This window comes from Arthrobacter cheniae (assembly GCF_003602275.1).
Taxonomy (GTDB): Bacteria; Actinomycetota; Actinomycetes; order Actinomycetales; family Micrococcaceae; genus Arthrobacter_D; species Arthrobacter_D cheniae.
Map to the genome: position 1 here is coordinate 394,466 of NZ_QZVT01000004.1, position 23,277 is coordinate 417,742.

The window sequence follows — 23,277 nt, forward strand, 5'->3', positions numbered from 1 at the left end:
TCGGTCACTCGGACTTTTCCTTGCCCCCCCCGGATCCTGGTCGGCGTCGACCAGGATCATCCCGCATCAAGCATTCCTGTCCGCACCCGTCCCTAGTCCGCGTCCGTCCTGAGCACCGGTCGCGTCTCGGGGATGGGCCGGCCGCGGAACCGCCGGACACTGTAGGCGATCAGGACGAGGGCGATGACCGAGGAGGCGATCAGGCTGATGCCCGTTCCTGCTCCGCCGAACAGCCACCATCGGTCCTCGAGGAACCACCAGGACGGCACCTGCGGCTGCAGGATCCAGACGAGGCCGAAGCTCATGATCAGGAGGGCACTCGCGCAGCTGATGGCGATCCGGGGGATGGTCCTGACCCCGATCGCGGCTGCACGATAGGCGTTCGCCTTCAGCGGCTTCAGGTATCGACGTGCCCAGTGGTACTGCTGGGACAGGACGGCGAGACCTGCTGCGCAGAGCAGCAGCCCGGGTCCGGGCAAGACGAGGGCAGCGACGCCGAGCACCACGAGGGTCCAACCGACCACCTCGATCACGGTGCGGCGGACCCAGCCATGGACCCGCTCTTTCGCTGCCATGAACTCAGGATGACACAGGAAGCTGGGCAGGTACGACGCTCAGCAGCTGTCCGGTGCCTACCACCCCGAGAAGGCGAACGGTTGGGGAACAATAGGCGAGATACATGCGTTTGCATGAACATACCGGTACGGGTGTACCGGTTCCAACGAAGGAGGACAGCGTGACTGCTCAGACCGAAGGTCTCCACCACGTCACCGCGATCGCCGGTGACCCCCAGAAGAACATCGACTTCTACATCAGGGGACTGGGACTGCGCCTGGTCAAGAGGACCGTGAACTTCGATGATCCCGGCACCTACCACCTGTACTACGGCGACGAGTCCGGCCGCCCCGGCTCGCTGCTGACCTTCTTTCCCTGGCAGGGGATCCGCAGCGGACGCGTGGGCAGCGGGCAGTCGACCACCACGGCCTTCTCGGTCCCACAGGGCACTCTCGGCTGGTGGCAGGAGCACTTCAGGGCGATCGGCGTCGAGTCGGCCATCTCCCGCGCCTCGTCGGAGGAAGAACGCCTCTCGCTGCGCGATCCCGATGGCCTGCAGATCGACCTCGTGGCCTCGTCCGTCTCGGACCCCCGCAACCCCTGGGACTCCGCGTCCGTTCCCGCCGAGTACGCCGTGCGCGGCCAGCACTCGTCCGTCCTGACGGTCCAGGACCCCACCCGCACCCTCGAGACCCTCACGCGCGACCTCGGAATGAACGTCCTCGCGGAGAAGGACGGCCGCTACCGCCTCAGTACGCACGACGGCGAACCCGGCACCGTCGTCGACGTCGTCACGGACCCGCGCGGTGAGCGCGGCCTCGTGGCCGGCGGCACCGTGCACCACATCGCCTTCCGGGTGCCCGACCAGCAGACGCAGGAACTGTGGCGCCAGGAGCTGGCCGAGCGCGGCTACGGCGTGACGGCGATCCTCGACCGCCAGTACTTCACCTCGATCTACTTCCGTGAGCCCGGTGGAACACTGCTGGAGATCGCCACCGACACGCCGGGCTTCGACATCGACGAGCCCCTGCTGGAACTCGGTCGCTCCCTGAAGCTGCCGCCATGGCTCGAGCCGAACCGTGAGGCCATCTCCCACGCGGTCGCGAAGATCGAGCTGCCCACGGAGAACAACCCGGCCGTCCAGGCCTTCTTCAAGTAGGAGTGCGGACATGACCACCACGCATGAGTGGCCCCACCTGTTCAGTGCAGGAGCACCCGGCACACCCGTGCTGCTGCTCCTGCACGGCACGGGCGGCACCGAGCAGGACCTCCTTCCGCTCGCGGAGCGGCTCGCTCCCGGCGCCGGGTATCTCGCACCGCGGGGTCCGGTGCAGGAACACGGCATGAACCGATGGTTCCGCCGCTTCGGGGAAGGCCTGTTCGACGTCGACGACGTCGTCCTTCGCGCCGGCGAGCTCGCCGGTTTCGTCGAGTGGGCCCGGACGCACTACGGGATCGCCGACCGTCCGCTCGTCGCCGTCGGCTTCTCCAACGGTGCGAACATCGCGCTGGGCGCCGTGTTGTTGCACCCGGACACCGTCCCGACCGCCGTCGCCTTCTCCGGGATGTATCCGCTGGACGGGCGGAGCATCGAGGCAGACCTGTCCGGATCCTCGATCGCCCTGTTCAACGGGAAGGCCGATCCCATGGCCCCCATCGACAGTGTGGTCCGCGTCGGTTCGATCCTCGAGAGCCGCGGCGCCGAAGTAAGCCGGTACGTCCGTGAGGGCGGCCACGGTATCCATCCCACCGAGGTAGACGGCGCCGCCGCCTGGATCGCCTCGCACACCCGGAAGGTCACGCAATGACCGAAGCAACCACCGACCACAATGGCCTCGCCCTCAAGGCGACCGCGCTCGCTCGACTCCACTCCGCTCCCGAAATCCTGCAGGTCGTCAACGTGTGGGACGTCATCAGCGCGAGAACCATCGCCGATATCCCCGGCATGAAGGCCCTCGCCACGGCGAGCCACTCCATTGCGGCGTCGCTCGGCTACGACGACGGCGAGAACATCCCCGTCGCGGAGATGATCGCGGCCGTCGGCCGGATCGCCGCAGCAACGGACCTGCCCGTCTCCGCCGATCTCGAGTCGGGCTACGGCGATCCCGAGGACACCGTGCGCCGGGCGATCGGCGTCGGGATCGTCGGAGCGAACATCGAGGACCAGATGCGTCCGCTCCCCGAGGCAGTGGCGCAGATGGAAACCGTGCTCAAGGCAGGCCAGGCAGAGGGCATCGATTTCGTTCTCAACGCCCGCACCGACGCCTTCGTCAAGGCCGGCGACCGTGACCCCGAGGAGGTGCTGGCCGACGCCGTCGAGCGCGGCAAGGCGTACCTCGCTATCGGCGCCACGAACGTCTTCGTGCCGGGACTGCTCGACGAGCGCGCCGTGACCACGCTCGTCCAGGCCTTCGGCCCGCAGCGCCTCAGCGTCATCAACGTACCCGGGAGCCTCGCACCGTCCCGCCTGCAGGAACTCGGCGTCGCCCGCATCTCCTACGGGCCGTGGACGCAGCGTGTGGCCCTGACCGCGCTGGCGAACTCGGCTCGCGAACTGCTGGCCGGCGGAGCCCTGCCCGAGGGTACCCTCCCCCTCAATTAGGACCCGCAGGTGCCAGGACCCCGGTCAGCCCGCAGCGGGCAGGCCGGGGTCCGCTGCATCCACGGCCGCCCCCAGGAGGTCGACGACGGTGTCCCACGCCTTCGAGCCAGGGGTGATGATGGCGAAATGGTTGCCCGGAACGACGACGAGTTCCGCCCTCGCGCCCAGCGCCGTCGCCGCCCGGACGTAGCTCTCCGACTGGCTGAGCGGCACCGTGGTGTCCTTCTTCCCGTGCACCGCGTAGACGGGAACGTCCAGCGGGACGGCGGTCATGGGATCCGCGAGGCGATAGCGCTCCGGATCGTCCGCCTCCGGAACACCCATCAGGTTCACGACGGCGTCGTCGCTGAGGCCCAGGTCCCGTGCCTCCCGCAGGTTGAGGACACCGGCCTGGCTGACGACGCCGGTGAGCTTCACCGCAGGAATGCCCGCACCCGGCGCGCCTGCAGGCATTCCCGGGCGGCCGGCCGCCCACACGGCGAGGTGCCCGCCCGCCGAGTGCCCGAGCGCCGTCGTCGAGCGGAGGTCCAGCCCGTGCTCCGCCGCTGCGGTGGCGAGGTGGTCGATACCGGCCGCGACGTCGTCGAAGGTCGCAGGCCATCCGCCACCGCCGCCCGCCCTCCGGTACTCCAGGTTCCAGCAGGCATAGCCGCGCGCCACGAGGTCCTCGGCGAGTGGCTTGCCGAGCTCGGCGCCGTAGGTGGAGCGCCAGTAGCCGCCGTGGATGATGACGACGACGCCGAGCACCTCCCCGGCGGGCAGGTAGAGGTCCGCGAACTGGCTCGCGTCCTCGCCGTAGGCGTAGCGCTGCGGTGCCACGGAGGGTGCCTTCGCATCCGCCTTGATGCCGCAGGCTGCGAGGACGGCCGCGCCGACGGCGGCCGCGAGGGTAAGGACGGAGCGTCGACCCACAGGATTCACGGAGACAGCGTATCCGTCACGAGGGTTGGCTACGATGAAGGCTCTCCTCGGAAAGGCTTGGTGCATGGGCGCATGGGATGATCTCGACGAGCGGCTGCGGCCCGGCGTCGAGGCGCATACGCGCGAGTACGAGCGCGTACGGCCGGCCCTGGACCGTGTCACCGCCGCGATGCGGGACAGCATCGCCGCAATCTTCGACGGGACCGACCTCAAGCCCCTGTTCGTCACCGGGCGCACCAAGACGGTCGAGTCCTTCCGCGACAAGGCTTCACGCACCCTGCCGTCCCCGGACCCCGGCCTGCCGCCGGTCCTCGTGTTCCCGGAACCCATGCGCAACCTCACCGACCTGGTGGGCCTCCGCATCATCACCACGCTCCCGCACGAGGTGGACCTGGCGGCGAACCAGCTCAAGCGCCAGCGCCACGAGTTCGACTGCCGCGGCGACCGGGAGAAGGACATCGGCTCCATCGAATCCGGCACGTACGGCTACTCGAGCCGCCACCTCATCATGCGCACCATCCACAACGAGGTCGTCCGCACCTTCTGGCAGGCCGTGGACCCCGAGACCAAAGCCGCCGGCAGTTACCTGTTCGAGGTGCAGGTGCGCACGGTGCTGGCCCACGCCTGGTCCGAGATCGAGCACGACATCCGGTTCAAGGCATCCAACCCGAAGGCCTGGAGCCCCTACTTCGACCGGCAGTTCACCGGAACGGCAGCCATGCTCGAGACCGTGGAGTCGGTCTTCGCCGAACTGCACGAGCGGTACGAGACGGTCACCGGGTTCTGGGACGAGGACGGGGAGGGCAGTGCGCCCCTCACGCCCAACCGCATCCGCGACGTGTGGCAGACACTGCTCCCCCACGTGGACCGGAAGTCGGACGACAACTGGGGCTGGGCCGCCGAGCTGCTCGCCGCCCATGGGCTGAAGACCACGCTCGAACTGGTGTCCCTCCTGCAGTCCGACACCATCACCACGGTGCGGAAGGCGCTCGACCACCGGTATTCACCCGGTCCCGACCGGCTACTGGACGACATGCTGCTCTGGCACTACGGCGAGCGCCACATAGACCTCACCGCGGAAGCGCCCGACGCCGACAGCACACCCCGCCGCGACAGCCTCGAGCGGAGGCGCCGACAGATGGAGATGTACAGGGCGCTGCACCCCGGCGAGGGCTGACCTGCGTGGGCGGTTCCTCGTGTCGGTCCGGCCGCTGCCGTGGAAGACTGCTGTGATGGCGGCCCCAGCGCGCGATCACGACCTCGTCCTCTTCGGTGCCACCGGCTTCGTCGGTGAACTGATCGCCGGATATCTTGCGGACCACGCTCCACCGGACCTGCGCATCGGGCTCGCCGGAAGGTCGAGGGTGAAGCTCGAGGCGGTACGCTCCAGGCTGCCCGTCGCCGCACACGGCTGGGCCCTCATCGAGGCCGACTCGGAGCACCCTGACTCACTCGCTGCGCTGGCCGCGGGCACCAGGGTTCTCTTCACCACGGTGGGTCCCTACGCGAAGTACGGGCTGCCCGTCGTCGAGGCGTGTGCCCGCGCCGGCACCCACTACGGGGACCTGACGGGCGAGGTGTCCTTCGTCCGTGAAGCCATCGATCGTTGCGACGCCCTGGCAAGGACCACCGGTGCACGGATCGTCCATGCGTGCGGCTACGACTCCGTCCCGTCGGACCTCGCGGTGCTCCTCCTGCACCAGGCCGTGGAGGCCGACGGCGCGGGTGGACTGACCGAGGTGCAGCTCGTCGCCAGGGCGAAGGGTGGCTTCAGCGGCGGCACCATCGAGTCGATGCGTGGGCAGCTCGACGGCATGCGAGCGGACCCTGTGCTGCGATCGCTCGCGGGGGATCCCTACTCCCTCAGTCCGGACCGGACGGCGGAGCCCTCCACCGGGCAGCCGTCGGACCTGGGGTGGGTCGGCCGTTCGGAGGACGGCCTGTGGACCGCACCCTTCATCATGGCATCGGCGAATACGCGGATCGTGCGTCGCAGCAACGCCCTGCAGGGCTGGGCCTACGGTCGGTCCCTGCGGTACGGCGAGGTGATGGGTATCGGGCGGGGGCCCGTCGGCGCCGTCACCGCCGGAGCGATGGCGCTCGGCCTCCGGGTGTTCGGAGCCGCACTGGCCCTGCCCCCCACGAGGAAATTGATGGACCGGGTCCTCCCGTCGCCTGGTGCGGGCCCGAGCGAAACCGCGCGGCGCTCGGGCTGGTTCCGCTCCCAGGTCACTGCTTCCACGGCGGGCGGCCGGCGGTACCGGGCCGTCGCAGCCGGGCCGGGTGACCCGGGATACGCTGCCACCGCCGTGATGGCCGGTGAGGCTGCGCTCTCCCTGGCCCTCGACGGCGACCGCCTGACGCCCACCGCAGGATCGCTGACCCCGGCGACCGCACTCGGCGACGTCCTGGTGCAGCGGCTGCGCGCGGCGGGCCACACCTACGAGGTCACGTCCCTCACCTGACGCAGGAAGTGGCGCACTGGTCGTACGTGGTGCACCGTACCTGTGGCCACCTTCTGACATCGCGTGCCACGGTGAGCGTGCGCGGGTCGATCATGTCGAGGGTCAGCGAGTTCCGGCCCGGTACTTTCCTGCGCGACGCACCAGCCGGTCTGCTGAGGGAAGGCCCTTGACCCGGGCCAGCTCGTACTCGATGGCGACGGCCATCCGCTCGCAGAACGCCCGCCCTTCGTCGGCGGCGTCGGGCCGTTCGTCCACCACGTGGTCCACGACGCCCCGGTCGACCAACGCAGCGACCTTCACCCCCTGCGCCTCAGCCATCTCCGGAGCCCGATCCACCGTCCGGTGCACGATCGCGCTCGCACCCTCCGGGGGTAACGGCGAGAGCCAGGCATGCTCGGCGGCGATGGTGCTGTCGGCGGGCAGCAGCGCGAGCGCCCCTCCACCCGCACCCTGTCCCAGCAGCACGGACACCGACGGCGATGCGATCCCGATGAGATTGTGCAGGGAACGGGCGATCTCGCCGGCGAGCCCGCCCTCCTCGGCCTCCTTCGACAGGTCCGCGCCTGCGGTGTCGATGACCGTGAGCAGGGGCAGGCCGAGTTCCTCGGCGAGCTTCATGCCGCGGCGGGCTTCGCGCAGCGACGCCGGCCCCATCACGGAGTCGCCCGGCTGGCGGGGCCGCTGGTGCCCGAGCACGATGCACGGCTGCTCACCGAAGCGTGCCAGGGCGAGCAGGAGTCCCGGGTCCTTCTCCCCCTGGCCCGTACCGTTCAGGGGCAGGACGTCCCGGGCACCATAGGCGAGCAGGCGGCGGAGGTCGGGCCTCCGGCGATTGCGGGAGATGAGGATCGAGGCCCACGCGTCACCGGCCCCAGGGCGGACGGATGCGGTCGGCGGTGGCTCGGGCATGGCGGACGGCTGCGCGAGCAGCACGGTCAGGGCCTTGTCGACGATCCCCGCCAGGTGCTCGGGCGGGACGACGGCGTCGATGAGGCCCTTGTCGAAGAGGTTCTCGGCGGTCTGGACCCCGGGCGGGAACGGCTTCCCGTACAGCGCCTCGTAGACGCGGGGACCCAGGAACCCGAGCAGCGCCCCCGGTTCCGCGACCGTGACGTGGCCGAGGGAACCCCAGGATGCCATGACGCCGCCGGTCGTCGGATGCCTGAGGTAGACGAGGTACGGCAGTCCGGCCTGCCGATGGGCCCGGACCGCCCCGGTGATGTCCACCATGGACAGGAACGCCGGTGTCCCCTCCTGCATGCGCGTACCGCCCGAGGCCGGTCCGGCGAGCAGGGGTAACCGCTCCGCCGTGGCCCGGAGGATCGCCGCGGTGATCCGGTGCGCGGCAGCACTCCCGATCGAGCCTGCGAGGAACGTGAACTCCGAGACGATGACGGCCACGCGTCGGCCGTGGATGAGCCCCTCACCCGTCAGGACGGATTCGTCAGCACCGCTCTTCTCCCGAGCCCGCCGTAGCTCCTCCTCATAGGACGCTGTGGCGCCGGGGTACGGCGTGGGCACGGCACTGTCCCACGAGGCGAAGGACCCCGTGTCGAGCACTGCGTCGATGAGCTCGAGGGCCGTGAGGTGCCTGGCCGGAGCATCGGAGCTCACGCGCCGGCACCGCCGGGCGCGGGTTGCGCGAGCCAGGCGCGGATTGCCGCACCGTCGCCGTCGAGCAGTGGCGGGGCCGTATGGCTGGTGGTCGTGGTCTCGGAGGTGCCGTCGAAAAAGCGCAGTGGCGGTCCGGGCAGGGCGATGTCGCCGAGGACCGGATGCTGCACGGTCATGAGCAGCCCCTGCGAGTGCACCTGCTCCCAGGCGTACACCTCATCGAGGGTGCGCACCTTGCCGGCGGGTATGCCCGCCTCATTGAGTCTGGTGAGCAGCGGCTCGGCCTCGTAGGCGGAGAAGGCATCCTCGATGACGCCGATCAGCAGGTCCCGGTTCCGCACGCGGTCCGCGTTGGTGGCGAACTCCGGCCTGGCGGCGTCGATCCCGAAGGCCGCCGTGAAGGTGGCCCACAGCTTCTCGCTGCCCACGCTGATCTGCACCTTGCCGCCGCGGCAGCTGAACAGGCCGTACGGCGCGATCGACGGGTGGTGGTTGCCCTGCGCCTGCGGCACCTCACCGGCCACGGTGGTCCGTGTCCCCTGGAAGGCGTGGACTCCGATGATGGCCGCCAGCAGCGAGGTGCGCACCACCTGTCCCCGGCCCGTCTGCTCGCGCTCCAGCAGGGCGGCGACGGCGCCGTACGCTCCGTACATCCCGGACAGGAGGTCCGCGATGGGGACGCCCACGCGCTGCGGATTGTCAGGGTCCGGCCCGGTGATCGACATGAGTCCTGCCTCACCCTGGACGATCTGGTCGTACCCGCTGCGCTTCGCCTCGGGCCCGTCGTGGCCGAAGCCAGTGATGGAGAGGATGACCAGGCCGGGGTTGAGTTCGAGCATCGCGTCCGTCGAGAAGCCGAGCCGGTCGAGGACACCGGTCCGGAAGTTCTCGATCACGACGTCGGCGCGGCGCAGCAGTTCCGTGAGCACGGATCTGCCGTCGTCGCTCTTGAGGTCCAGCGCGATCGACTCCTTGTTCCTGTTGCAGGACAGGAAGTAGGTGGACTGCCGATCATCCTCCGGACCCACGAAGGGCGGCCCCCACCCTCGGGTATCGTCACCGGTCCCGGGGGTCTCGACCTTGATCACGCGCGCACCGAGGTCCCCGAGCATCATCCCGGCGTGCGGGCCTGCGAGCGCCCGGCTGAGGTCGACGACGAGGCGCCCGGCGAGCGGGCCCCCGCGTCCACCGCTCCCGTGGATGGTGGCTTCGGATGTCTCGGCGTTCATTCTTCCTCCGGAGTTGCTCGTGCGGTGGCGTGCGGGCGGACGGCTTACAGCCAGCCCGGCACCACGAGGACGAGCCACGCGATGACCGGTCCGGCGACCACGACGATCGCGCCGTAGCCGAGGATTTGCTTGTAGAAGCGTTCCTTGTCCGTCCCCTCCGGTGCATTGGCGAGCACGAGGGCACCGTTGGTGGAGAAGGGCGAGACGTCGACGATGGTGGAGGACACCGCCAGGGCGCACACCACGCCGACCGCGCCCACGGCACCGGTCTCGAGGAACGGGATGGCGAGGGGGATCAGGGCCGCGAGGATCGCCGTCGACGAGGCGAAGGCGGAGACCACGGCGCCGATGTAGCAGATGAGCAGTGCCGCGAGCAGCGGCATACCGAGGCCAGCGACACCATCGGATACGTATTCGATCGTCCCGGCGGCCTCCAGGACGCCCACGAACGTGAGCATGCCGCAGATGAGCAGCACGGTGGACCAGGCGATCTTGTTGACGGCACCGCTCTGGGCCTTCGGCGAGATCAGCGCGAGAATGACGGCGACCGTGATGGCGACGAATCCGACGTCGACCTTGAAGCCGAGTGCGATGACGGCGAGCGCGATCAGGCCGATGATGGTGGCGACCTGCGAGATGCGGTCCTCGCGTGTCACCGTGGCGACACCGCCGTCGCCGGCAGGGTCACGAGGACCGTAGGTGCCGCTGCCGGTGCCCTTGTAGGCGACGTCCGCGCGGCGCGCCCCGGGACTCGCGTTGAGCCGGGCTTCGGCCGCCTCCTCGACGAAGTGGGTCATCCGCGAGGACATGAGCGTCCGCCCGCCGAGGACGACGAAGAGCACGACGGCGATGAGCAGGTTGAAGATGAAGCTGGCGAGGAAGAGTGCGAGGGGGCTCGAATCGAAGCCGGATCCGCCGACGATGTCATTGACGATCACGCCGTAGACCGCGATGGGTGAGAACCCGCCGGCCTGTGCGCCGTGGACCACCATCATGCCCATGAGGAGCGGGGAGATCTTGTGGCGGGCCGCGAAACCGAGCGCCACGGGAGCCATGATGGCGACAGCGGCGGGGCCGAGGGCGCCGACCGCGGTGATGACGGCGGTGATCAGGAACATGACCCACGGGATGAGGGCGACGCGGTTGCGGACGAGTTTCACCGCGCCCCGGACGAGCAGGTCGATGGTGCCGTTGTTCTGGGCGATGGCGAAGAGGTAGGTCACCCCCACGAGGGTGAGGAAGAGCCCGCCCGGGAATTCGGCGATGATGTCGTCGGTCTCCATGCCGAGGAAGACCGCTCCGAGGAGGAACGCCCCCACGAACGCGAGTGCGCCCATGTTGATGGGCAGCAGGGTGGCTATCAGGAACATCGCCGCGAGGATGATGATCGATAGGAGTGGAGCGGACATCGTTATCCTCCAGCGGGCGACGGACAGGGTGGTGTGACCTGAAGCACAGGACCACTGGACTAGCCTGTAGGAGAGTGGGTGTCCCTGTCAATAATGGACCGGTAGCATGAGCCCACCACTATCGGGGAGAGCCAGAATGAGTGACGCCGCGAGTCCGCAACCGCTGGGGCGCCTTGCCCGCCCCCGGCTGTACGAGCAGCTCGTCGAGCAGCTCCTGGGCTATATCGAGTCCGCCAGGTTGCGCCCAGGGGACCTGCTACCCGCAGAACGCGACCTCGCCGAACGGCTCGGCGTCTCGAGGGCCACCCTCGCCCAGGCGCTCGTGGCCCTCGAAGTCCTCGGCGTGATCGACGTCCAGCACGGCACCGGCGCAGTCCTCCGTCACCGCGCGAGCGTGGCCAGCGTCATCAAGGGGCTGCGTGAACACCAGAGCCGCCTTCCCGACATCGTCGAGGCCCGCAGCACACTCGAGGTGAGACTCGCAGCCCTCGCCGCGGAACGGCGTACCGAGGAGGATCTCGTAGCGATCGATCACGCCCTCGCGGCGATGCAGGCGGAGATCGACGACGGCGACCGCGGAGCGCACGGCGACGAACTGTTCCACCAGGCTGTGACGGCAGCGGCGCACTCCCCCGTGATGGCGCAGCTCATGGCCTTCATCGGCGAGATGGTCCTCGAGACCCGGTTGGAGTCCCTCGCCCAGCCGGGCCGGCCGGAGCAGTCCCTGGTCTCGCACCGCGGTATCGCCGGCGCCATCCGGTCACAGGATGCCGCTGCCGCCGCGGAGGCGATGCAGCGGCACATCGAGCTCGTATCGGACGTCGCGCTCCTCAAGTAGCGTCGCCGGGTCCGGAAGACCGTGCACCCGGCCAGCACACGAACCACCGGGAACGACGACGGCCGACCCCCTGGGGAGCCGGCCGCCTTCGATTATCGGGTACTGCGGGGATCAGTCCTCGGACACCTGCGCCGCGAGGTTCGCCAGCGTCGTGTCCAGTGCCTCCTGCGGCACGGCAGGAAAGCTGATCGTCTTCAGGAGGTCCTTGTCCGTCACGGCGGACCAGTCGTAGGTGACCGAGACGTCGGTCGAATCGGGGCCGCTGGCCTCGAAGCGCCAGACCCACTCCCATCCCGGGGGCTCCTCGCCGGCCGGTGCGGTCTTCCACGCGAGCAGCTTGTTCTCGTCGTAGCCCACCACGTGGTTGTCCGTCTGGTAGTCACCGCCCATCTTGTCCCAGTTCTGGTTCATGGTGAACACCTGGCCGGCGGCGGTGATGCGATCGGACTTGCTGTCCGACTGCACCATGCCTGATCCGTCCAGCGCCGCGTGGTGCGCGGGGTTGGACAGGAAGGCGAAGATTGCTCCCGCCGGAGCATCGATGGTCCGTGTCGCGGAAATTCTTGTCTCACTCATACGGCGTTCTCCTTCAGGTGGTGGTCGACATGCGTCGCTTGCGAGGGTCGGCACGCGGTCGTCGTGCCTTCCCCCCTATAGCCCCGAACGCGCAGGTTCCTGTGGTTGTTCCGCCGGTGATCGGCGCAGGACCCCTCGAGTCACATCTCGACGACGACGTCCGACGGCGTCTTGTCGGGTCGCCAGCCCCGCCATACCGGATGGCGCAACCGTCCCGTACCGGTGTGCTCGCTGTACTGGACCTCCCCGACCAGGGAGGGCCGTACCCAGTGCGCGTCCGACGCATCAGCGCCGGGAACGCCGTCGAGCGGAGCCGTCTTCCGCGCCAGCTTCTTCAGTCGCGAGCCGACCTCTGCGAGATCGCGCTCGGTCAGTCCCGAACCCACACGTCCCACGTAGCGCAGGTCCACGCCGTCGGGCACGGCGACGAGGAGCGAACCGACCTTCGAGGCGCGATTTCCCCTGCCCGGCCTCCAGCCCACCACCACGACCTCCTGCGTGTGCAGGTGCTTGATCTTCACCCACGACGCCGACCGCGCCCCGGGCTGGTAGTCGCTCGTCAGGCGTTTGGCCATGATGCCCTCGAGGCCCAGGTGCCGGCTTGCCTCCACCGCTTCCTCGAGTGTCGCGTCGAGGGTCGGGGGAACCTGGATGTGGCGGTCCTCCGCTTCGTCGACGGCTTTCTCGAGCAGCTCCCGCCGCTGGCAGTACTCGAGCCCGGTGAGGTCGTTGCCGTCGAGCTCGAGAAGGTCGAACAGCATGAGCACCACGGGTGTCTTTTTCCGTGCGGCGTCGATCTCGGCCCGGTGGGTGAGCTTCATGCGGGTCTGCAGCAGGCCGAAGTCCGGGCGACCCTTGGCGTTGAGGGCTACGATCTCGCCGTCGAGCACGGCGCTCCCGGCACTGAGGAGATTCCCCAGGTCAGCGAACTCCGGGTAGGTCGGCGTGGTGTCGATGCCGTTGCGGCTCGCCAGGGTCACCGTCCCGTCCTTCACCACCGCGATGCAGCGAACGCCGTCCCACTTCATCTCGTAGGCCCACTGATCGGGATCGGCAATTCCCTGTTCGGAGCTGAGCGTCGCGAGCATCGGTCGGGCACTTCCCGCACCGACCCATCTGCCCGATGCGGTCGCGGCCTGTCCAGGCGACTCTGCGGACACCGACCGCGCGTCCTCGATCACGTCCGCGTCCCGGTTTGCGGATGCATTCTCGGGGTCGTCCCCGGACACGACCGGATGCCTCGCTGGGTCCTCTGCCTGCGGGTTATCAAGCCCGTCAGCACCGGCCGACGGGAGTCGCGCCTCCGCCGGCTGCTCCTTCATGAGGTGGATCAGCCAGTTGCTCCTGCCGTTCGAGCCGCCGCCGGTATTAATCAGGGCGTAGCGCCGGATCGCCGTGCCGCCCAGGGCCAGGCCGCCGTCGGGCTTGCCATGCAGTGTGCAGATGACTTCCTTGCCGTCGCGCCACTTCTCGAGCTCGAAGGTGCCTGTGTCCCAGATGGTCACCTCTCCCCCACCATATTCCCCCTTCGGAATAGTTCCTTCGAAGGCGCCGTAGTCGAGCGGATGATCCTCGGTCTGCACAGCGAGGTGGTTCTTGCTCGGCGTCAGGGGCGGTCCCTTGGGGATGGCCCATGACACCAGCACGCCCTCGCGCTCGAGCCGGAAATCGTAGTGGAGGCGCCGCGCGTGGTGCTCCTGGATGACGAAGCTGTTGCCTCCTGTCGGGCCGACGCCGTCGGGGACCGGCTCCGGAGTCTTCGACGCGTCCCGCATGGCCCGGTAGGTCGACAACCGGTCCGACGCCGATGCGGGTGCGCCGTCGCTGGCCGGAAGCGGCGGCGTCGCCGGTGCCAGGATGTCACCGAGGGTCTCGACCCGCTGCAGGACCTCCCGGTAGCCCAGATGCGCGAGATCCTCGGCCTCGATCTCCTCCCAGGTACGGGGTGCGGCCACTGTCGGCTCGAAGCGCCCCCGCAGGGAGTAGGGGCTCACCGTCGTCTTGTTCGCGTTGTTCTGGCTCCAGTCCACCAGGACCCTGCGGGAGCGCAGCGCTTTCTTCATGTCACTGACGGCGAGGTCAGGGTGATCCGCCTCGAGCGCCCGTGCCAGTTCGTGCGCCACGGCGGATACCTGCTCGGAGGTCTGCCTGCCGTCGAGCGCGCAGTAGAGATGGATGCCCTTGGACCCGCTGGTGACGGGGAACGGCTCGAGCCCCATGTCCTGCAGGATGGGCCGCGCCAACAGGGCCACCGCGGCGCAGTCGGCGAGACCGGCTCCGGGACCCGGATCGAGGTCGAGGACCATGCGGTCCGGGTTCCCCTTCGCGCCGTCCGGCCCGAAGCGCCACTGCGGCACATGGATCTCGATCGCGGCGATCTGCCCCAGCCAGGTCAGGGTCGCGAGGTCGTCGACCATCGGATAGACGTTGGTGTGGTCCTTGTGCTGGATGGCGTTGCGCGGCACCCAGGCCGGAGCGTTGTCATCGATGTTCTTCTGGAAGAACACCTGCCCTGGCTCCTCGGCCGTCCCCACGCCGTGGACCCAGCGCTTCCGCGTGACCGGACGGTGGCCCGCATGGAGGATGACGTGGGGGGCGACGGCGGCGTAGTAGGCGAGGACGTCCGCCTTGGTGGTCCCGGTGGCGGGATACAGCACCTTGTCCAGGCTGGAGAGGCGGAGCGTGCGACCTTCCACGGTGACGGTCTGCTGCCGTGCAGTGCGGGAAGGAGCCATTGACCCAGTCTTGACCGGATGTTCCCGGGATTCCAGTACCAATCAGCGTCCCGGCGCGTGGAAGCGCGGCGAAATCCCTAGTCGGCGAACTGCTTGCGGTACCGATCCACGTAGACGTCCCAGAGCGCAGGGTTCTGCCCGAGGTTGCGCTTGTTCAGGAAGTCGTCGAGCCCGGCAATGGTGAGATGCCAGCCGGCCGCCATGGTCGCCGAGTGCCTGGGGCTACCCGGAGTCAGGAACAGCACGAGCTGCGCACCGTTGTCACCGGTCCGGGTCAGTTCCCACCGGAGTGTGTCGGTCTCCCAGGTGTAGGCGAGCACCGAGGGCCGCTCCGCCTCCAGAACAGTGCCGCGCAGGGGCTTCTGGTCCGCGTACCGGAACAGGATCTCCTCGTCCTTCCGCGGCTCGAACTCCATCTCGCAGGGGAACCAGTACTTCAGCTTGTCGGCGTCGGTCAGGTGCTTCCACAGCACGGTCGGAGGAGACGCGAACTGGAACTCCAGGCGCAGTACGGTGCCGCCGTCGTCGGTGGTGGTCTTGCTGACGATGGGCTCTATGGTCTCGGAAGTCACCCCCCAAGTCTAGGGGTGGCAGCCCCGCCTCCACTGGCCCGGTAAGCCTGCTTGGTGTTCACTTGGTCCATGAGAGCCATCTGGAAGGGTGCGGTCGCGTTCGGCCTGGTCAACGTGCCGGTGAAGGTCTACAGCGCCACCGAGGACCACGACATCTCCCTGCACCAGGTGCACGACAAGGACGGCGGCCGGATCCGCTACCAGCGCCGCTGCGAGGTCTGCAGCGAGGTGGTCGATTTCAAGCACATCGATAAGGCGTACGACGACGGCGAACACACCGTGGTGCTGACGGACGAGGACCTTTCCTCCCTGCCGGTGGAGCGGAGCCGGGAGATCGAGGTCGTAGAGTTCGTCCCGAGCGACCAGATCGATCCCATTATGTTCGACCGCGCCTACTACCTGGAGCCGGACAGCACCTCGACCAAGGCATATGTCCTGCTGCGACGCACCCTCGAGGAGACGGACCGCACGGCGATCGTGCAGTTCTCCCTACGGCAGAAGAGCCGCCTGGCCGCGCTGCGGGTCCGCGGGGACGTGCTCATGCTGCAGACGCTGCTGTGGGATGACGAGGTGCGGGAGGCCGCGTTCCCCGCTCTCGAGGAGAAGGTGCGGATCTCGGCGAAGGAGAAGCAGATGTCGGCTGCGCTCGTCGAATCCTTCTCGACCGACTTCGACCCGGAGAACTTCACCGACGACTACCAGGTCCAGCTGCGCACCCTGATCGACGCGAAGATCGAGAAGGGCGACACCCTCGATACCGAAGAAACCTTCGGTGTGAACAAGGACGAGGACGACGGCGACAACGTGCTCGACCTCATGGAGGCCCTTCGCCGCAGCGTCGAGAAGAACCGTGAGAAGAAGGCCGGGGCCAAGAAGGCCGCCGCCACCTCGAAGCAGAAGGGAGCATGATGGGCTTCTTCACGGACGACCTCGGCCGCCAGACGGTGGCGCAGAAGCCGAACGCACCGATCCTGGGTTGGGCCCTGCTGGGCGCGGCGTCGTTTCTGGCGCTCGAGGAGAAGAACCGCGAGCGCCTGCGCCTCGCGAGTTCCGTATGCCTCGCCGTCTGGGCGGCCCTGGAAGTCGTCACCGGGCAAAGCGGCTTCCGCCGAAGCGCAGGCGCCCTGACCCTGTCCTGGCTCTGGCGGAAGGTCTGACCCTGCCCTAGCGCCTCTCGAAGACGTCGGGAACGCCGTCTCCGTCGGCGTCGATCTTCTCCTGCTCCTCGAGCTGCCGGTAGCGCGTGTTGCGTCGGCGGAGGAGGACCGAGGCGCAGAGCGCGGCGATCAGCGAACCGGCGAGGATGGCCACCTTGGCGTGATCGTCCTCGGGAGTCCCCTGCCCGAAGCCGAGCTCGCTGATGAGCAGCGAGACCGTGAAACCCACGCCTGCCAGGATCGCGACACCGACGATGTCCACCCAGGCGATATCAGGATCGAGGCTCGCCTTCGTGGTCTTCGTGACCACCGCGGTAGCCAGCAGGATCCCGACAGGCTTGCCGATGACGAGCGCCACCATGATCCCGACGGCGATGGGATCGGTGACTGCACTGATCAGCCCCTCGAGACCGCCGATGGCCACCCCCGCGGAGAAGAACGCGAAGACCGGCACGGCGAAACCGGCGGATAGCGGGCGGATGCGGTGCTCGAGCGTGTCCGCCAGTCCGTCGGGCATGACGTCGTGCGCCTGCGTGGGCCCGTCCTCGTCTTCGACGTCGATTCGCCGGACGTCGACGTCGCCCCCGCCCGCCTTCGTGCCCTTCGGCAGCACCGGGATGGCGAAGCCGAGGAGCACGCCGGCCACTGTGGCGTGGACCCCTGACTCGTGGACGAGCGCCCACACCACGAAGCCGATGGGCAGCAGGATCACCCAGGGGGCCCAGGCGCGGCGCTGGAAGAAGGTGGGGAAGCGCTGTGCGAGGAAGGCGTAGAGGGCCAGCGGAATGATCGCGATGAGCAGTGGAGGAGCCTGGATGTCCTCGGAGTAGAAGAAGGCGATGATGCTGATGGCCAGGAGGTCGTCGACGACGGCGAGCGTGAGGAGGAAGATCCGCAGCGCGCTCGGCAGCGAGGAACCGACGACCGCGAGGACCGCGACGGCGAAGGCGATGTCGGTCGCGGTCGGGATGGCCCAGCCACGCAGCGCTTCCGGTCCGGCAGTCGCGGTGATGGCGACGTAGACCAGCGCGGGCACGATCACACCGCCGATGGCCGCGGCGACGGGGACGACGGCGCGGTCGAACTTCCGGAGGTCCCCCGCGACGAACTCGCGCTTGAGTTCGAGCCCTGCCAGGAAGAAGAAGATGGCGAGCAGTCCGTCCGCGGCCCAGGCACCGACACTGAGTTCCAGATGCCAGGGTTCGTAGCCGAACCGGAAGTCCCGCAGGGCGAAGTAGGTGTCAGCGGCCGGCGAGTTCGCGAGGATCAGGGCGAGGACCGTGGCCAGGAGCAGGAGTGCCCCACCCACCGTCTCCTTACGCAGGATGGTCGTGATGCGCAGGTGCTCGGGATAGCTGCTGCGGGAGAAGACGTGGCTGCCGGGCGGTGACGGGGGCTGCGGGGATGATGGCTGGGTGTTCATCGGGGTCCTTCTATCGGGCACGCTCATGGGAGCGCCGACCAGACTTCCCGGCTCACCAGAACTCCCAGCCTAGCTTGCAGGGCCTCGGTCCGTCTCCCCGGGACCTGGATCAGGGAGCTGACGAGCTGCGCTCTCCCCCAACAGGACGCCCGGCAGGCCGCCGATCGTCGACACCTCGTGATCGGGGCGCATCATGACGGGAGGGTAGGGCACACCGCTCCGGTTGAGCCAGGCCGTACGGAGCCCGGCCCGTGCGGCCCCGTCGATGTCCCATGGGTGGACGGCGACGAGCACGACATCGCCCGCTTCCCGGCCCAGTGCGGACAGGGCATAGGCGTACGCCTCCGGGGAGGGCTTCCATCGCGGGGCATCCTCTACCGAGAGGACCGCGGTGAAGGAACTGCGGAGACCGGTGCGCTCGAGGAGGCCCACTGCCGTCGTCGCTGCACCGTTGGTCAGCGCAGCGATGTCGAAACCAGCACCGGACAGGTCGTGGACGCCGTCGTGCACGTCGGGGTGTGCCGGGAGGTTCTGCAGCGCCGTGAGCACGTGCTCCACGGCCGCATCGCCGTCCCTGTTCAGCACCTGGTCGGCCAGGACCACCCTCAATGCACCCGCGGCGATATCACGGAAGGAGGGGTTCTGCCCGGCCGCGGTCAGCGCGAAACCATCCCGCAGCACGGAGGCGAACCACAGCCCGGCGAGCTGCGGAGGAGCCCCGATCTCCTCGAAGTGCTGGGTCATGCGGCCCATGTCCGAGAGGGTCTCGTTGACATCGAACAGCACCAGCGGCAGCGTCATTACTGGCGGTACCCCTCAACCTGGCTGATCGGCCGTGCATCGGCGTCGGCGGGGTTCTCACCGGCGTCGGCCTTCGCGCGACGCTGGCGGAGGAGATCCCAGCTCTGGTCGAGGTCTTCCTGGACCTTCCTGAGTCGCGCGGCGTGCTCCTGGTGGGCCTCGCCGTCGCCGGCGTCCTGGGGCTGGTCGCGGAGCTCGTGTTCCTCCTGCACGAGTGCCTGGATGCGCTGCAGGATTTCCTGGTCGTCCATGATGCGTTCCCTTCGTCGTCGTGCCGGCATGAGCGGAGTGGCTGCAAGATACTCAGGCGGCTTTCCTTCAGGCTACTGAGGCTGCGGAGTGAAGACCAGCGACGGTGATCCCACCTTCGACGGGCCAGGGGAATTTGGCGCGCCGCCGGGATGCCCTAAGCTATGTGAGAACCAATTGCCTGTGTAGCTCAGTCTGGTAGAGCACCCGCTTCACACGCGGAAGGCCCGGGGATCGAGGCCCCGCGCAGGCACGAGGATCGGCTGGTGACAGCGAAGGAAAGGCCCGTATCGGCACGTCGGTACGGGCCTTTTTCGTGTCGGTAATGTTCGTCCTGGGCGAACAGGAAGGGGTTAGCACTCAAGGAGGTCGAGTGCTAACATTTTTCGTAGTTGAGCGAAGGACGCTCAACTACGAAGAACAGACCACCTGCCGGTGGCACAAGCGAAGGAGTTGTTTCCAGTGGCCATGAAATTTGATCCGTTCCGCGAGCTCGACCGCGTTGCCGGCGCCCTGCTGGAGAACCGTCCCGGGCTCCGTGTCATGCCGATGGACCTGTACCGCGACAAGGACCACTACATCCTCTCCGCCGACCTTCCGGGTATCGATCCCGGGTCGGTCGACATCGATGTCGATGGTCAGCTCCTGACAATCCGCGCGGAACGCACCCTGCGCGGCGCCGAGGGAGTGAAGTGGCTGACCCGCGAGCGTGAGAGCGGCTCGTTCCTGCGGCAGCTGAACCTCGGTCAGGGCGTCGACACCGAGGGAATCGCGGCCCGCTACGAGAACGGGGTGCTCAGTGTGACCATCCCCGTCAGCCAGCGTGCAAAGCCCCGCAAGATCGAGATCGTGAGCGGGGAGTCCTCCACTCCGGTCGAGTCGACGGCGGTCGAGTCCCGCTCCGAAGGACAGGGCGCCGTCGAGGCGTGATCTTTCCCTGGAGTACCCCCGGGCCCGCGCCCGGGGGTACTTTATTTAACGCCATACCACCTGTGACGACCGGCCCGGCTTCGGAGTCCAGATTTCCCTTGCCCGGCACTGACCCGGGCCCTGAGGATGGCCGTATGGATTTCACACCGAGCAAAGCAATCGTCACCGGCTCCGATTCCGGCATCGGCCGGGCCACCGCCATAGCCCTCGCGGCTGCGGGGTGCGACGTCGGCGTTACCTGGCATTCGGATCAGGAGGGGGCCGAGGAAACCGCGCGCCTCGTCCGGGAGAAGGGCGCCAAGGCCGCCGTCGCCCAGCTCGACACCACCGATGCCCCTGCCTGCGGCGACGTCGTCGACCAACTGGCGAAGGAGCTCGGCGGCCTCGACGTATTCGTGAACAATGCCGGCGTCAACGGCGGCACCATGTTCATGGAGACGGACTGGGATACCTGGCGAGGCACCATGGGCGCCAACCTGGACGGGGCCTTCGTCTGCCTCCAGCGTGCGGCGCGGCACATGATCGACGGCGGCAGGGGCGGGCGCATCATCGCGGTCACCAGCGTGCACCAGGAGCAGCCGCGCGTGGGATCGGCCGCCTACGACGCCTCCAAGCACGGGCTCGGCGGTCTTATCAGGACCATCGCACTGGAACTCGCCGACCGCGGCATCACCGCCAACGCTGTCCTGCCCGGTGAGATCAATACTCCGATGAACGATTCCGAGGAACAGGATCCCCACACCATGGACCGCCCGGGCATCCCCTTGGGCCGGCCCGGTGCGCCGGAGGAGATCGCCGACGTCGTCGTCTTCCTTGCTTCCGGCGCCTCCAGCTACGTCAACGGCGCCTCCTTCGTGGTGGACGGCGGCATGCTGCTCATGGGTCCACAGGCCGGCTCCCACCTCACCAGCGGGGAATGGCGCACGCTCTGACCCGGACCGATGAGCGCGTGTGACAACCTTCAGCGCGCGTTCATCCGGTGTTCAGGGGCGCTGGCTAGCGTGGGATTCTCCTGAACCTCTCGAAAGGCCCACCGTGGACACCTCCCCCTCCGACGATCCCGATGTCCAGGACTGGTCCGGCTTCCTGTGCGGCGAGCATGTCACCCTCCAGCATCCGGCCGGGGCCCAGCTCCGCGGCGTCCTGGACATGAGGACCGACGACGCCTCTGTGGTGTGGATCCAGCTGAGGGACGGTGCCGGCCGACGGCTCGTACACCGGGCGGATGGGTACCGCCTTCGTCGGGGCTGACCCGACCCTCACCCGAGCGGCCCGTCCACCCGCTGTTCACCTTGGGTTCACCGATTAGCCACCTGTAACGTTGCTCCGGTGAGAATCCGAGCCACCCTCTCCCTGACCCTCGCCGTCGTCGTACTGACCGCGTGCGGCTCCGACTACCCGTTGGGCGATGAGCAGGAAGCGGCAGCGCAGCGTGGGGACACGAGCCTGCAGGGTGCCGTCACCGCCGCCGGGTCCTCCGCGCAGGGACCGGCCATGGATGCCTGGCGCTCCGGCTTCGCGACCCTGTACCCGCGGGCACAGGTGCAGTACTCCCCCGACGGCTCGGGAGCCGGACGCGGTGCCCTGCTCGCGGGCGCCGTCGGGTTCGCCGGCTCGGATGCCTACCTGAGCGATGAGGAGCTCGCCGAGTCGACGGACGCCTGCGGGCCGGGCGGCGCGTTCAACATCCCGGCCTACGTCTCGCCGATCAGCGTCGCCTTCAACCTGCCCGGCATCACGGAACTGAAGCTCGATGCCGCAACGGTCGCGCGCATCTTCCGTGGCGAGATCACCACGTGGAACGATCCCGTGATCGCGGCCCAGAACGACGTCGACCTCCCGGCCCTGCCGATCTCGGCCGTCAGCCGGTCCGACGACTCCGGGACGACGGAGAACTTCACGGACTACCTGCATGCCGTCGTGCCCGAGGTCTGGACCGAGGAGGCAGACGGCACCTGGCCCGCGGAGCTGGAGAACGAGAACGCCAAGGGAAACGCCGGCGTGGTCAGTACGGTTGCGAGCACGGTGGGTGCCGTGACCTATGCGGACGACTCCGCCGTCGGCGACCCCCTCGGCCGCGTGGCCCTGAAAGTCGGCGAGGCCTACGTCCCGGTCAGTTCGGACGCGGCCGCGGCTGCTGTCGACCTCGCTACGCGCGTGGAAGGACGCCAGGACTACGACATAGCGCTGGACCTCGACCGCACGACTGACGACGCACGCGTCTACCCGCTCGTCCTGGTGTCCTACCACGTGTACTGCGCACGGTACGAGAACGAGGCCACGGCCGCCGTCGTCCGCGCTTTCGGTACCTACGCGGTCAGCGCCGACGGCCAGGCGGAAGCCGCCGAAGCCGCGAAGAGCTCACCCATCTCCGAGGAGCTGTCCCGGCAGGCCACCGACGCCCTCGCCTCGATCGAGGTCGGCGACATCCCCTAGTCAGGGGATGGCAGGCGAAGCCCCAACGGGATCCGCCTGCCTGTCTCCCTGTGTCAGCCGACGCGCGGCCCGCCCGAGTCCGGATCGTTCGTGGACGTGTCCGGCAGGGTGCTGTTCGCCGGGGTGGCGTCCGAACCGCCGGTGGGCGGCGCGTCGACATTCCCGCGCCATGCGCCTGTCTCTCCGCCGCTCTTCTCGATGAACGCCTTGAACCTCTTGAGGTCACCCTTCACCTGAGTGGTGTCGGCATTGACGACGGCGCCGACCTTCTCGATGAAGGTCTCAGGGTGCCAGTCGATCTGCACCATGAGGCGCGTGGTGTTCTCGTCGAGGCGGTGGAACGTGACTACTCCGGCATGCGATTCGCCATCCGTGCTCTTCCAGGCGACACGCTCATCGGGGTGCTGCTCGGTGATCTCGGCGTCGAACTCGCGCTTCACGCCGCCGATGCTCGTCACCCAGTGGGTGTGGGTGTCCGAGGTCTGCGTGATCGAGTCCACGCCGCCCATGAACTGGGGGAAGCTCTCGAACTGGGTCCACTGGTTGTAGGCCGTGCTGACCGGTACTGCTACGTCGATAGATTCCTGCACTGAAGCCAAGACGGTTCCTCCTTCGTAGGGATGTCGGCACCGCCCATACTCCCTTTCGGGACATCCGGCACGGCAAAACCGTAAGTTCCCTTAGCGTATGCAGATCGGTTGGATTTGGCCAACGCCCAGGGCTAGGGTGAAAGGAGTCCACCCGGCGTTGAACGGCGCGTTCGCG

General features: G+C 68.3%; 24 protein-coding genes and 1 tRNA gene. 13 read left to right on the top strand and 12 right to left on the bottom strand.

The window, feature by feature from the left end; translation table 11 throughout:
• Window positions 1-92: 92 nt before the first annotated feature.
• The gene (locus D6T63_RS09730; RefSeq protein ID WP_120148830.1) at window positions 93-575 is read right to left on the bottom strand and encodes a PGPGW domain-containing protein; all 483 of its coding nucleotides are present in this window, start codon (window positions 573-575) and stop codon (window positions 93-95) included.
• A gap of 161 nt (window positions 576-736) precedes the next feature.
• Here D6T63_RS09730 and D6T63_RS09735 point away from each other — a divergent pair, with 161 nt between their 5' ends.
• The 3 genes from D6T63_RS09735 to D6T63_RS09745 are packed head-to-tail and all read left to right on the top strand — an operon-like array spanning window position 737 to window position 3,157.
• The gene (locus tag D6T63_RS09735) at window positions 737-1,714 is read left to right on the top strand and encodes a ring-cleaving dioxygenase (RefSeq protein WP_120148831.1); all 978 of its coding nucleotides are present in this window, start codon (window positions 737-739) and stop codon (window positions 1,712-1,714) included.
• Window positions 1,715-1,724: 10 nt separating this feature from the next.
• Entirely contained in the window at window positions 1,725-2,363 is a 639-nt protein-coding gene (locus D6T63_RS09740) for an alpha/beta hydrolase (protein WP_120148832.1), read from the top strand.
• Window positions 2,360-3,157, top strand: a complete 798-nt coding sequence (locus D6T63_RS09745) for an isocitrate lyase/PEP mutase family protein (RefSeq protein WP_120148833.1) — start codon at window positions 2,360-2,362, stop codon at window positions 3,155-3,157. The genes D6T63_RS09740 and D6T63_RS09745 overlap by 4 nt, the downstream gene beginning before the upstream one ends.
• Window positions 3,158-3,181: 24 nt before the next feature.
• Here D6T63_RS09745 and D6T63_RS09750 read toward each other — a convergent pair whose 3' ends face one another.
• Entirely contained in the window at window positions 3,182-4,078 is an 897-nt protein-coding gene (locus D6T63_RS09750) for an alpha/beta hydrolase (RefSeq protein WP_407923727.1), read from the bottom strand.
• A gap of 64 nt (window positions 4,079-4,142) precedes the next feature.
• Between D6T63_RS09750 and D6T63_RS09755 the strand changes: the two genes are divergently transcribed.
• Both D6T63_RS09755 and D6T63_RS09760 read left to right on the top strand, forming a co-directional pair.
• On the top strand, window positions 4,143-5,255 hold the full coding sequence (locus D6T63_RS09755; RefSeq protein WP_120148834.1) for a GTP pyrophosphokinase: 1,113 nt from the start codon (window positions 4,143-4,145) through the stop codon (window positions 5,253-5,255).
• Between the two features lie 55 nt (window positions 5,256-5,310).
• The gene (locus tag D6T63_RS09760) at window positions 5,311-6,543 is read left to right on the top strand and encodes a saccharopine dehydrogenase family protein (protein WP_120148835.1); all 1,233 of its coding nucleotides are present in this window, start codon (window positions 5,311-5,313) and stop codon (window positions 6,541-6,543) included.
• A gap of 102 nt (window positions 6,544-6,645) precedes the next feature.
• On the opposite strand, the gene D6T63_RS09765 is transcribed toward D6T63_RS09760, so the two are convergent.
• The 3 genes from D6T63_RS09765 to D6T63_RS09775 are packed head-to-tail and all read right to left on the bottom strand — an operon-like array spanning window position 6,646 to window position 10,795.
• Window positions 6,646-8,157, bottom strand: a complete 1,512-nt coding sequence (locus D6T63_RS09765) for a carboxyl transferase domain-containing protein (protein WP_120148836.1) — start codon at window positions 8,155-8,157, stop codon at window positions 6,646-6,648.
• Window positions 8,154-9,386, bottom strand: a complete 1,233-nt coding sequence (locus D6T63_RS09770) for a CaiB/BaiF CoA transferase family protein (protein ID WP_120148837.1) — start codon at window positions 9,384-9,386, stop codon at window positions 8,154-8,156. Before D6T63_RS09770 ends, D6T63_RS09765 begins: the two co-directional genes overlap by 4 nt.
• A gap of 44 nt (window positions 9,387-9,430) precedes the next feature.
• Window positions 9,431-10,795, bottom strand: a complete 1,365-nt coding sequence (locus D6T63_RS09775; RefSeq protein ID WP_120148838.1) for an SLC13 family permease — start codon at window positions 10,793-10,795, stop codon at window positions 9,431-9,433.
• Between the two features lie 136 nt (window positions 10,796-10,931).
• Here D6T63_RS09775 and D6T63_RS09780 point away from each other — a divergent pair, with 136 nt between their 5' ends.
• Window positions 10,932-11,633: a FadR/GntR family transcriptional regulator gene (locus tag D6T63_RS09780; protein WP_120148839.1), complete on the top strand. Its 702-nt coding sequence runs from the start codon at window positions 10,932-10,934 to the stop codon at window positions 11,631-11,633.
• Between the two features lie 111 nt (window positions 11,634-11,744).
• Here the strand turns inward: D6T63_RS09780 and D6T63_RS09785 are convergent, their stop codons facing one another.
• The 3 genes from D6T63_RS09785 to D6T63_RS09795 form a co-directional block, all read right to left on the bottom strand.
• Window positions 11,745-12,209: an SRPBCC family protein gene (locus D6T63_RS09785; protein WP_120148840.1), complete on the bottom strand. Its 465-nt coding sequence runs from the start codon at window positions 12,207-12,209 to the stop codon at window positions 11,745-11,747.
• Between the two features lie 140 nt (window positions 12,210-12,349).
• Entirely contained in the window at window positions 12,350-14,944 is a 2,595-nt protein-coding gene (locus D6T63_RS09790) for an ATP-dependent DNA ligase (protein ID WP_120148841.1), read from the bottom strand.
• 77 nt (window positions 14,945-15,021) lie between these two features.
• Window positions 15,022-15,516: an SRPBCC domain-containing protein gene (locus tag D6T63_RS09795; protein WP_120148842.1), complete on the bottom strand. Its 495-nt coding sequence runs from the start codon at window positions 15,514-15,516 to the stop codon at window positions 15,022-15,024.
• 69 nt (window positions 15,517-15,585) lie between these two features.
• Between D6T63_RS09795 and ku the strand changes: the two genes are divergently transcribed.
• The gene (ku, locus tag D6T63_RS09800) at window positions 15,586-16,425 is read left to right on the top strand and encodes a non-homologous end joining protein Ku (protein ID WP_120148843.1); all 840 of its coding nucleotides are present in this window, start codon (window positions 15,586-15,588) and stop codon (window positions 16,423-16,425) included.
• Window positions 16,422-16,673 carry a hypothetical protein gene (locus D6T63_RS09805; RefSeq protein ID WP_147394329.1) on the top strand — a complete coding sequence of 84 codons (252 nt, stop codon included), beginning with the start codon at window positions 16,422-16,424 and terminating at the stop codon, window positions 16,671-16,673. The genes ku and D6T63_RS09805 overlap by 4 nt, the downstream gene beginning before the upstream one ends.
• A 7-nt stretch (window positions 16,674-16,680) precedes the next feature.
• Here the strand turns inward: D6T63_RS09805 and nhaA are convergent, their stop codons facing one another.
• The 3 genes from nhaA to D6T63_RS09820 all read right to left on the bottom strand — a co-directional run bounded on the left by nhaA (window position 16,681) and on the right by D6T63_RS09820 (window position 19,148).
• A complete protein-coding gene (gene nhaA / locus D6T63_RS09810; RefSeq protein ID WP_120148845.1) occupies window positions 16,681-18,096 on the bottom strand; it encodes a Na+/H+ antiporter NhaA in 1,416 nt (471 codons plus the stop codon).
• Window positions 18,097-18,165: 69 nt separating this feature from the next.
• Entirely contained in the window at window positions 18,166-18,897 is a 732-nt protein-coding gene (locus D6T63_RS09815) for a haloacid dehalogenase type II (RefSeq protein WP_120148846.1), read from the bottom strand.
• The gene (locus tag D6T63_RS09820; protein ID WP_120148847.1) at window positions 18,897-19,148 is read right to left on the bottom strand and encodes a DUF2630 family protein; all 252 of its coding nucleotides are present in this window, start codon (window positions 19,146-19,148) and stop codon (window positions 18,897-18,899) included. Before D6T63_RS09820 ends, D6T63_RS09815 begins: the two co-directional genes overlap by 1 nt.
• 177 nt (window positions 19,149-19,325) lie before the next feature.
• On the opposite strand from D6T63_RS09820, the gene D6T63_RS09825 reads away from it, so the two are divergent.
• The 5 genes from D6T63_RS09825 to pstS all read left to right on the top strand — a co-directional run bounded on the left by D6T63_RS09825 (window position 19,326) and on the right by pstS (window position 22,512).
• Window positions 19,326-19,399: transfer RNA gene (locus tag D6T63_RS09825), tRNA-Val, on the top strand.
• Window positions 19,400-19,608: 209 nt separating this feature from the next.
• Complete coding sequence (locus D6T63_RS09830) at window positions 19,609-20,076, top strand: Hsp20/alpha crystallin family protein (protein WP_407923728.1); 468 nt, start codon at window positions 19,609-19,611, stop codon at window positions 20,074-20,076.
• 134 nt (window positions 20,077-20,210) lie between these two features.
• On the top strand, window positions 20,211-21,008 hold the full coding sequence (locus D6T63_RS09835) for an SDR family oxidoreductase (protein WP_120148848.1): 798 nt from the start codon (window positions 20,211-20,213) through the stop codon (window positions 21,006-21,008).
• Window positions 21,009-21,111: 103 nt separating this feature from the next.
• The gene (locus tag D6T63_RS09840; protein ID WP_120148849.1) at window positions 21,112-21,327 is read left to right on the top strand and encodes a hypothetical protein; all 216 of its coding nucleotides are present in this window, start codon (window positions 21,112-21,114) and stop codon (window positions 21,325-21,327) included.
• A 78-nt stretch (window positions 21,328-21,405) separates the two neighbouring features.
• A complete protein-coding gene (gene pstS / locus D6T63_RS09845) occupies window positions 21,406-22,512 on the top strand; it encodes a phosphate ABC transporter substrate-binding protein PstS (RefSeq protein WP_120148850.1) in 1,107 nt (368 codons plus the stop codon).
• A gap of 53 nt (window positions 22,513-22,565) precedes the next feature.
• Here the strand turns inward: pstS and D6T63_RS09850 are convergent, their stop codons facing one another.
• A complete protein-coding gene (locus tag D6T63_RS09850) occupies window positions 22,566-23,102 on the bottom strand; it encodes an SRPBCC family protein (protein ID WP_326964152.1) in 537 nt (178 codons plus the stop codon).
• Window positions 23,103-23,277: the final 175 nt, after the last annotated feature.

Bases quoted from the DNA above. Each gene is read 5' to 3' on its own strand.
- D6T63_RS09730 (WP_120148830.1), bottom strand. From the start codon at position 575: ATGGCAGCGAAAGAGCGGGTCCATGGCTGGGTCCGCCGCACCGTGATC.
- D6T63_RS09740 (WP_120148832.1), top strand. From the start codon at position 1,725: ATGACCACCACGCATGAGTGGCCCCACCTGTTCAGTGCAGGAGCACCC.
- D6T63_RS09745 (WP_120148833.1), top strand. From the start codon at position 2,360: ATGACCGAAGCAACCACCGACCACAATGGCCTCGCCCTCAAGGCGACC.
- D6T63_RS09755 (WP_120148834.1), top strand. From the start codon at position 4,143: ATGGGCGCATGGGATGATCTCGACGAGCGGCTGCGGCCCGGCGTCGAG.
- D6T63_RS09760 (WP_120148835.1), top strand. From the start codon at position 5,311: ATGGCGGCCCCAGCGCGCGATCACGACCTCGTCCTCTTCGGTGCCACC.
- D6T63_RS09770 (WP_120148837.1), bottom strand. From the start codon at position 9,386: ATGAACGCCGAGACATCCGAAGCCACCATCCACGGGAGCGGTGGACGC.
- D6T63_RS09775 (WP_120148838.1), bottom strand. From the start codon at position 10,795: ATGTCCGCTCCACTCCTATCGATCATCATCCTCGCGGCGATGTTCCTG.
- D6T63_RS09780 (WP_120148839.1), top strand. From the start codon at position 10,932: ATGAGTGACGCCGCGAGTCCGCAACCGCTGGGGCGCCTTGCCCGCCCC.
- D6T63_RS09785 (WP_120148840.1), bottom strand. From the start codon at position 12,209: ATGAGTGAGACAAGAATTTCCGCGACACGGACCATCGATGCTCCGGCG.
- D6T63_RS09790 (WP_120148841.1), bottom strand. From the start codon at position 14,944: ATGGCTCCTTCCCGCACTGCACGGCAGCAGACCGTCACCGTGGAAGGT.
- ku (WP_120148843.1), top strand. From the start codon at position 15,586: ATGAGAGCCATCTGGAAGGGTGCGGTCGCGTTCGGCCTGGTCAACGTG.
- D6T63_RS09805 (WP_147394329.1), top strand. From the start codon at position 16,422: ATGATGGGCTTCTTCACGGACGACCTCGGCCGCCAGACGGTGGCGCAG.
- nhaA (WP_120148845.1), bottom strand. From the start codon at position 18,096: ATGAACACCCAGCCATCATCCCCGCAGCCCCCGTCACCGCCCGGCAGC.
- D6T63_RS09815 (WP_120148846.1), bottom strand. From the start codon at position 18,897: ATGACGCTGCCGCTGGTGCTGTTCGATGTCAACGAGACCCTCTCGGAC.
- D6T63_RS09820 (WP_120148847.1), bottom strand. From the start codon at position 19,148: ATGGACGACCAGGAAATCCTGCAGCGCATCCAGGCACTCGTGCAGGAG.
- D6T63_RS09835 (WP_120148848.1), top strand. From the start codon at position 20,211: ATGGATTTCACACCGAGCAAAGCAATCGTCACCGGCTCCGATTCCGGC.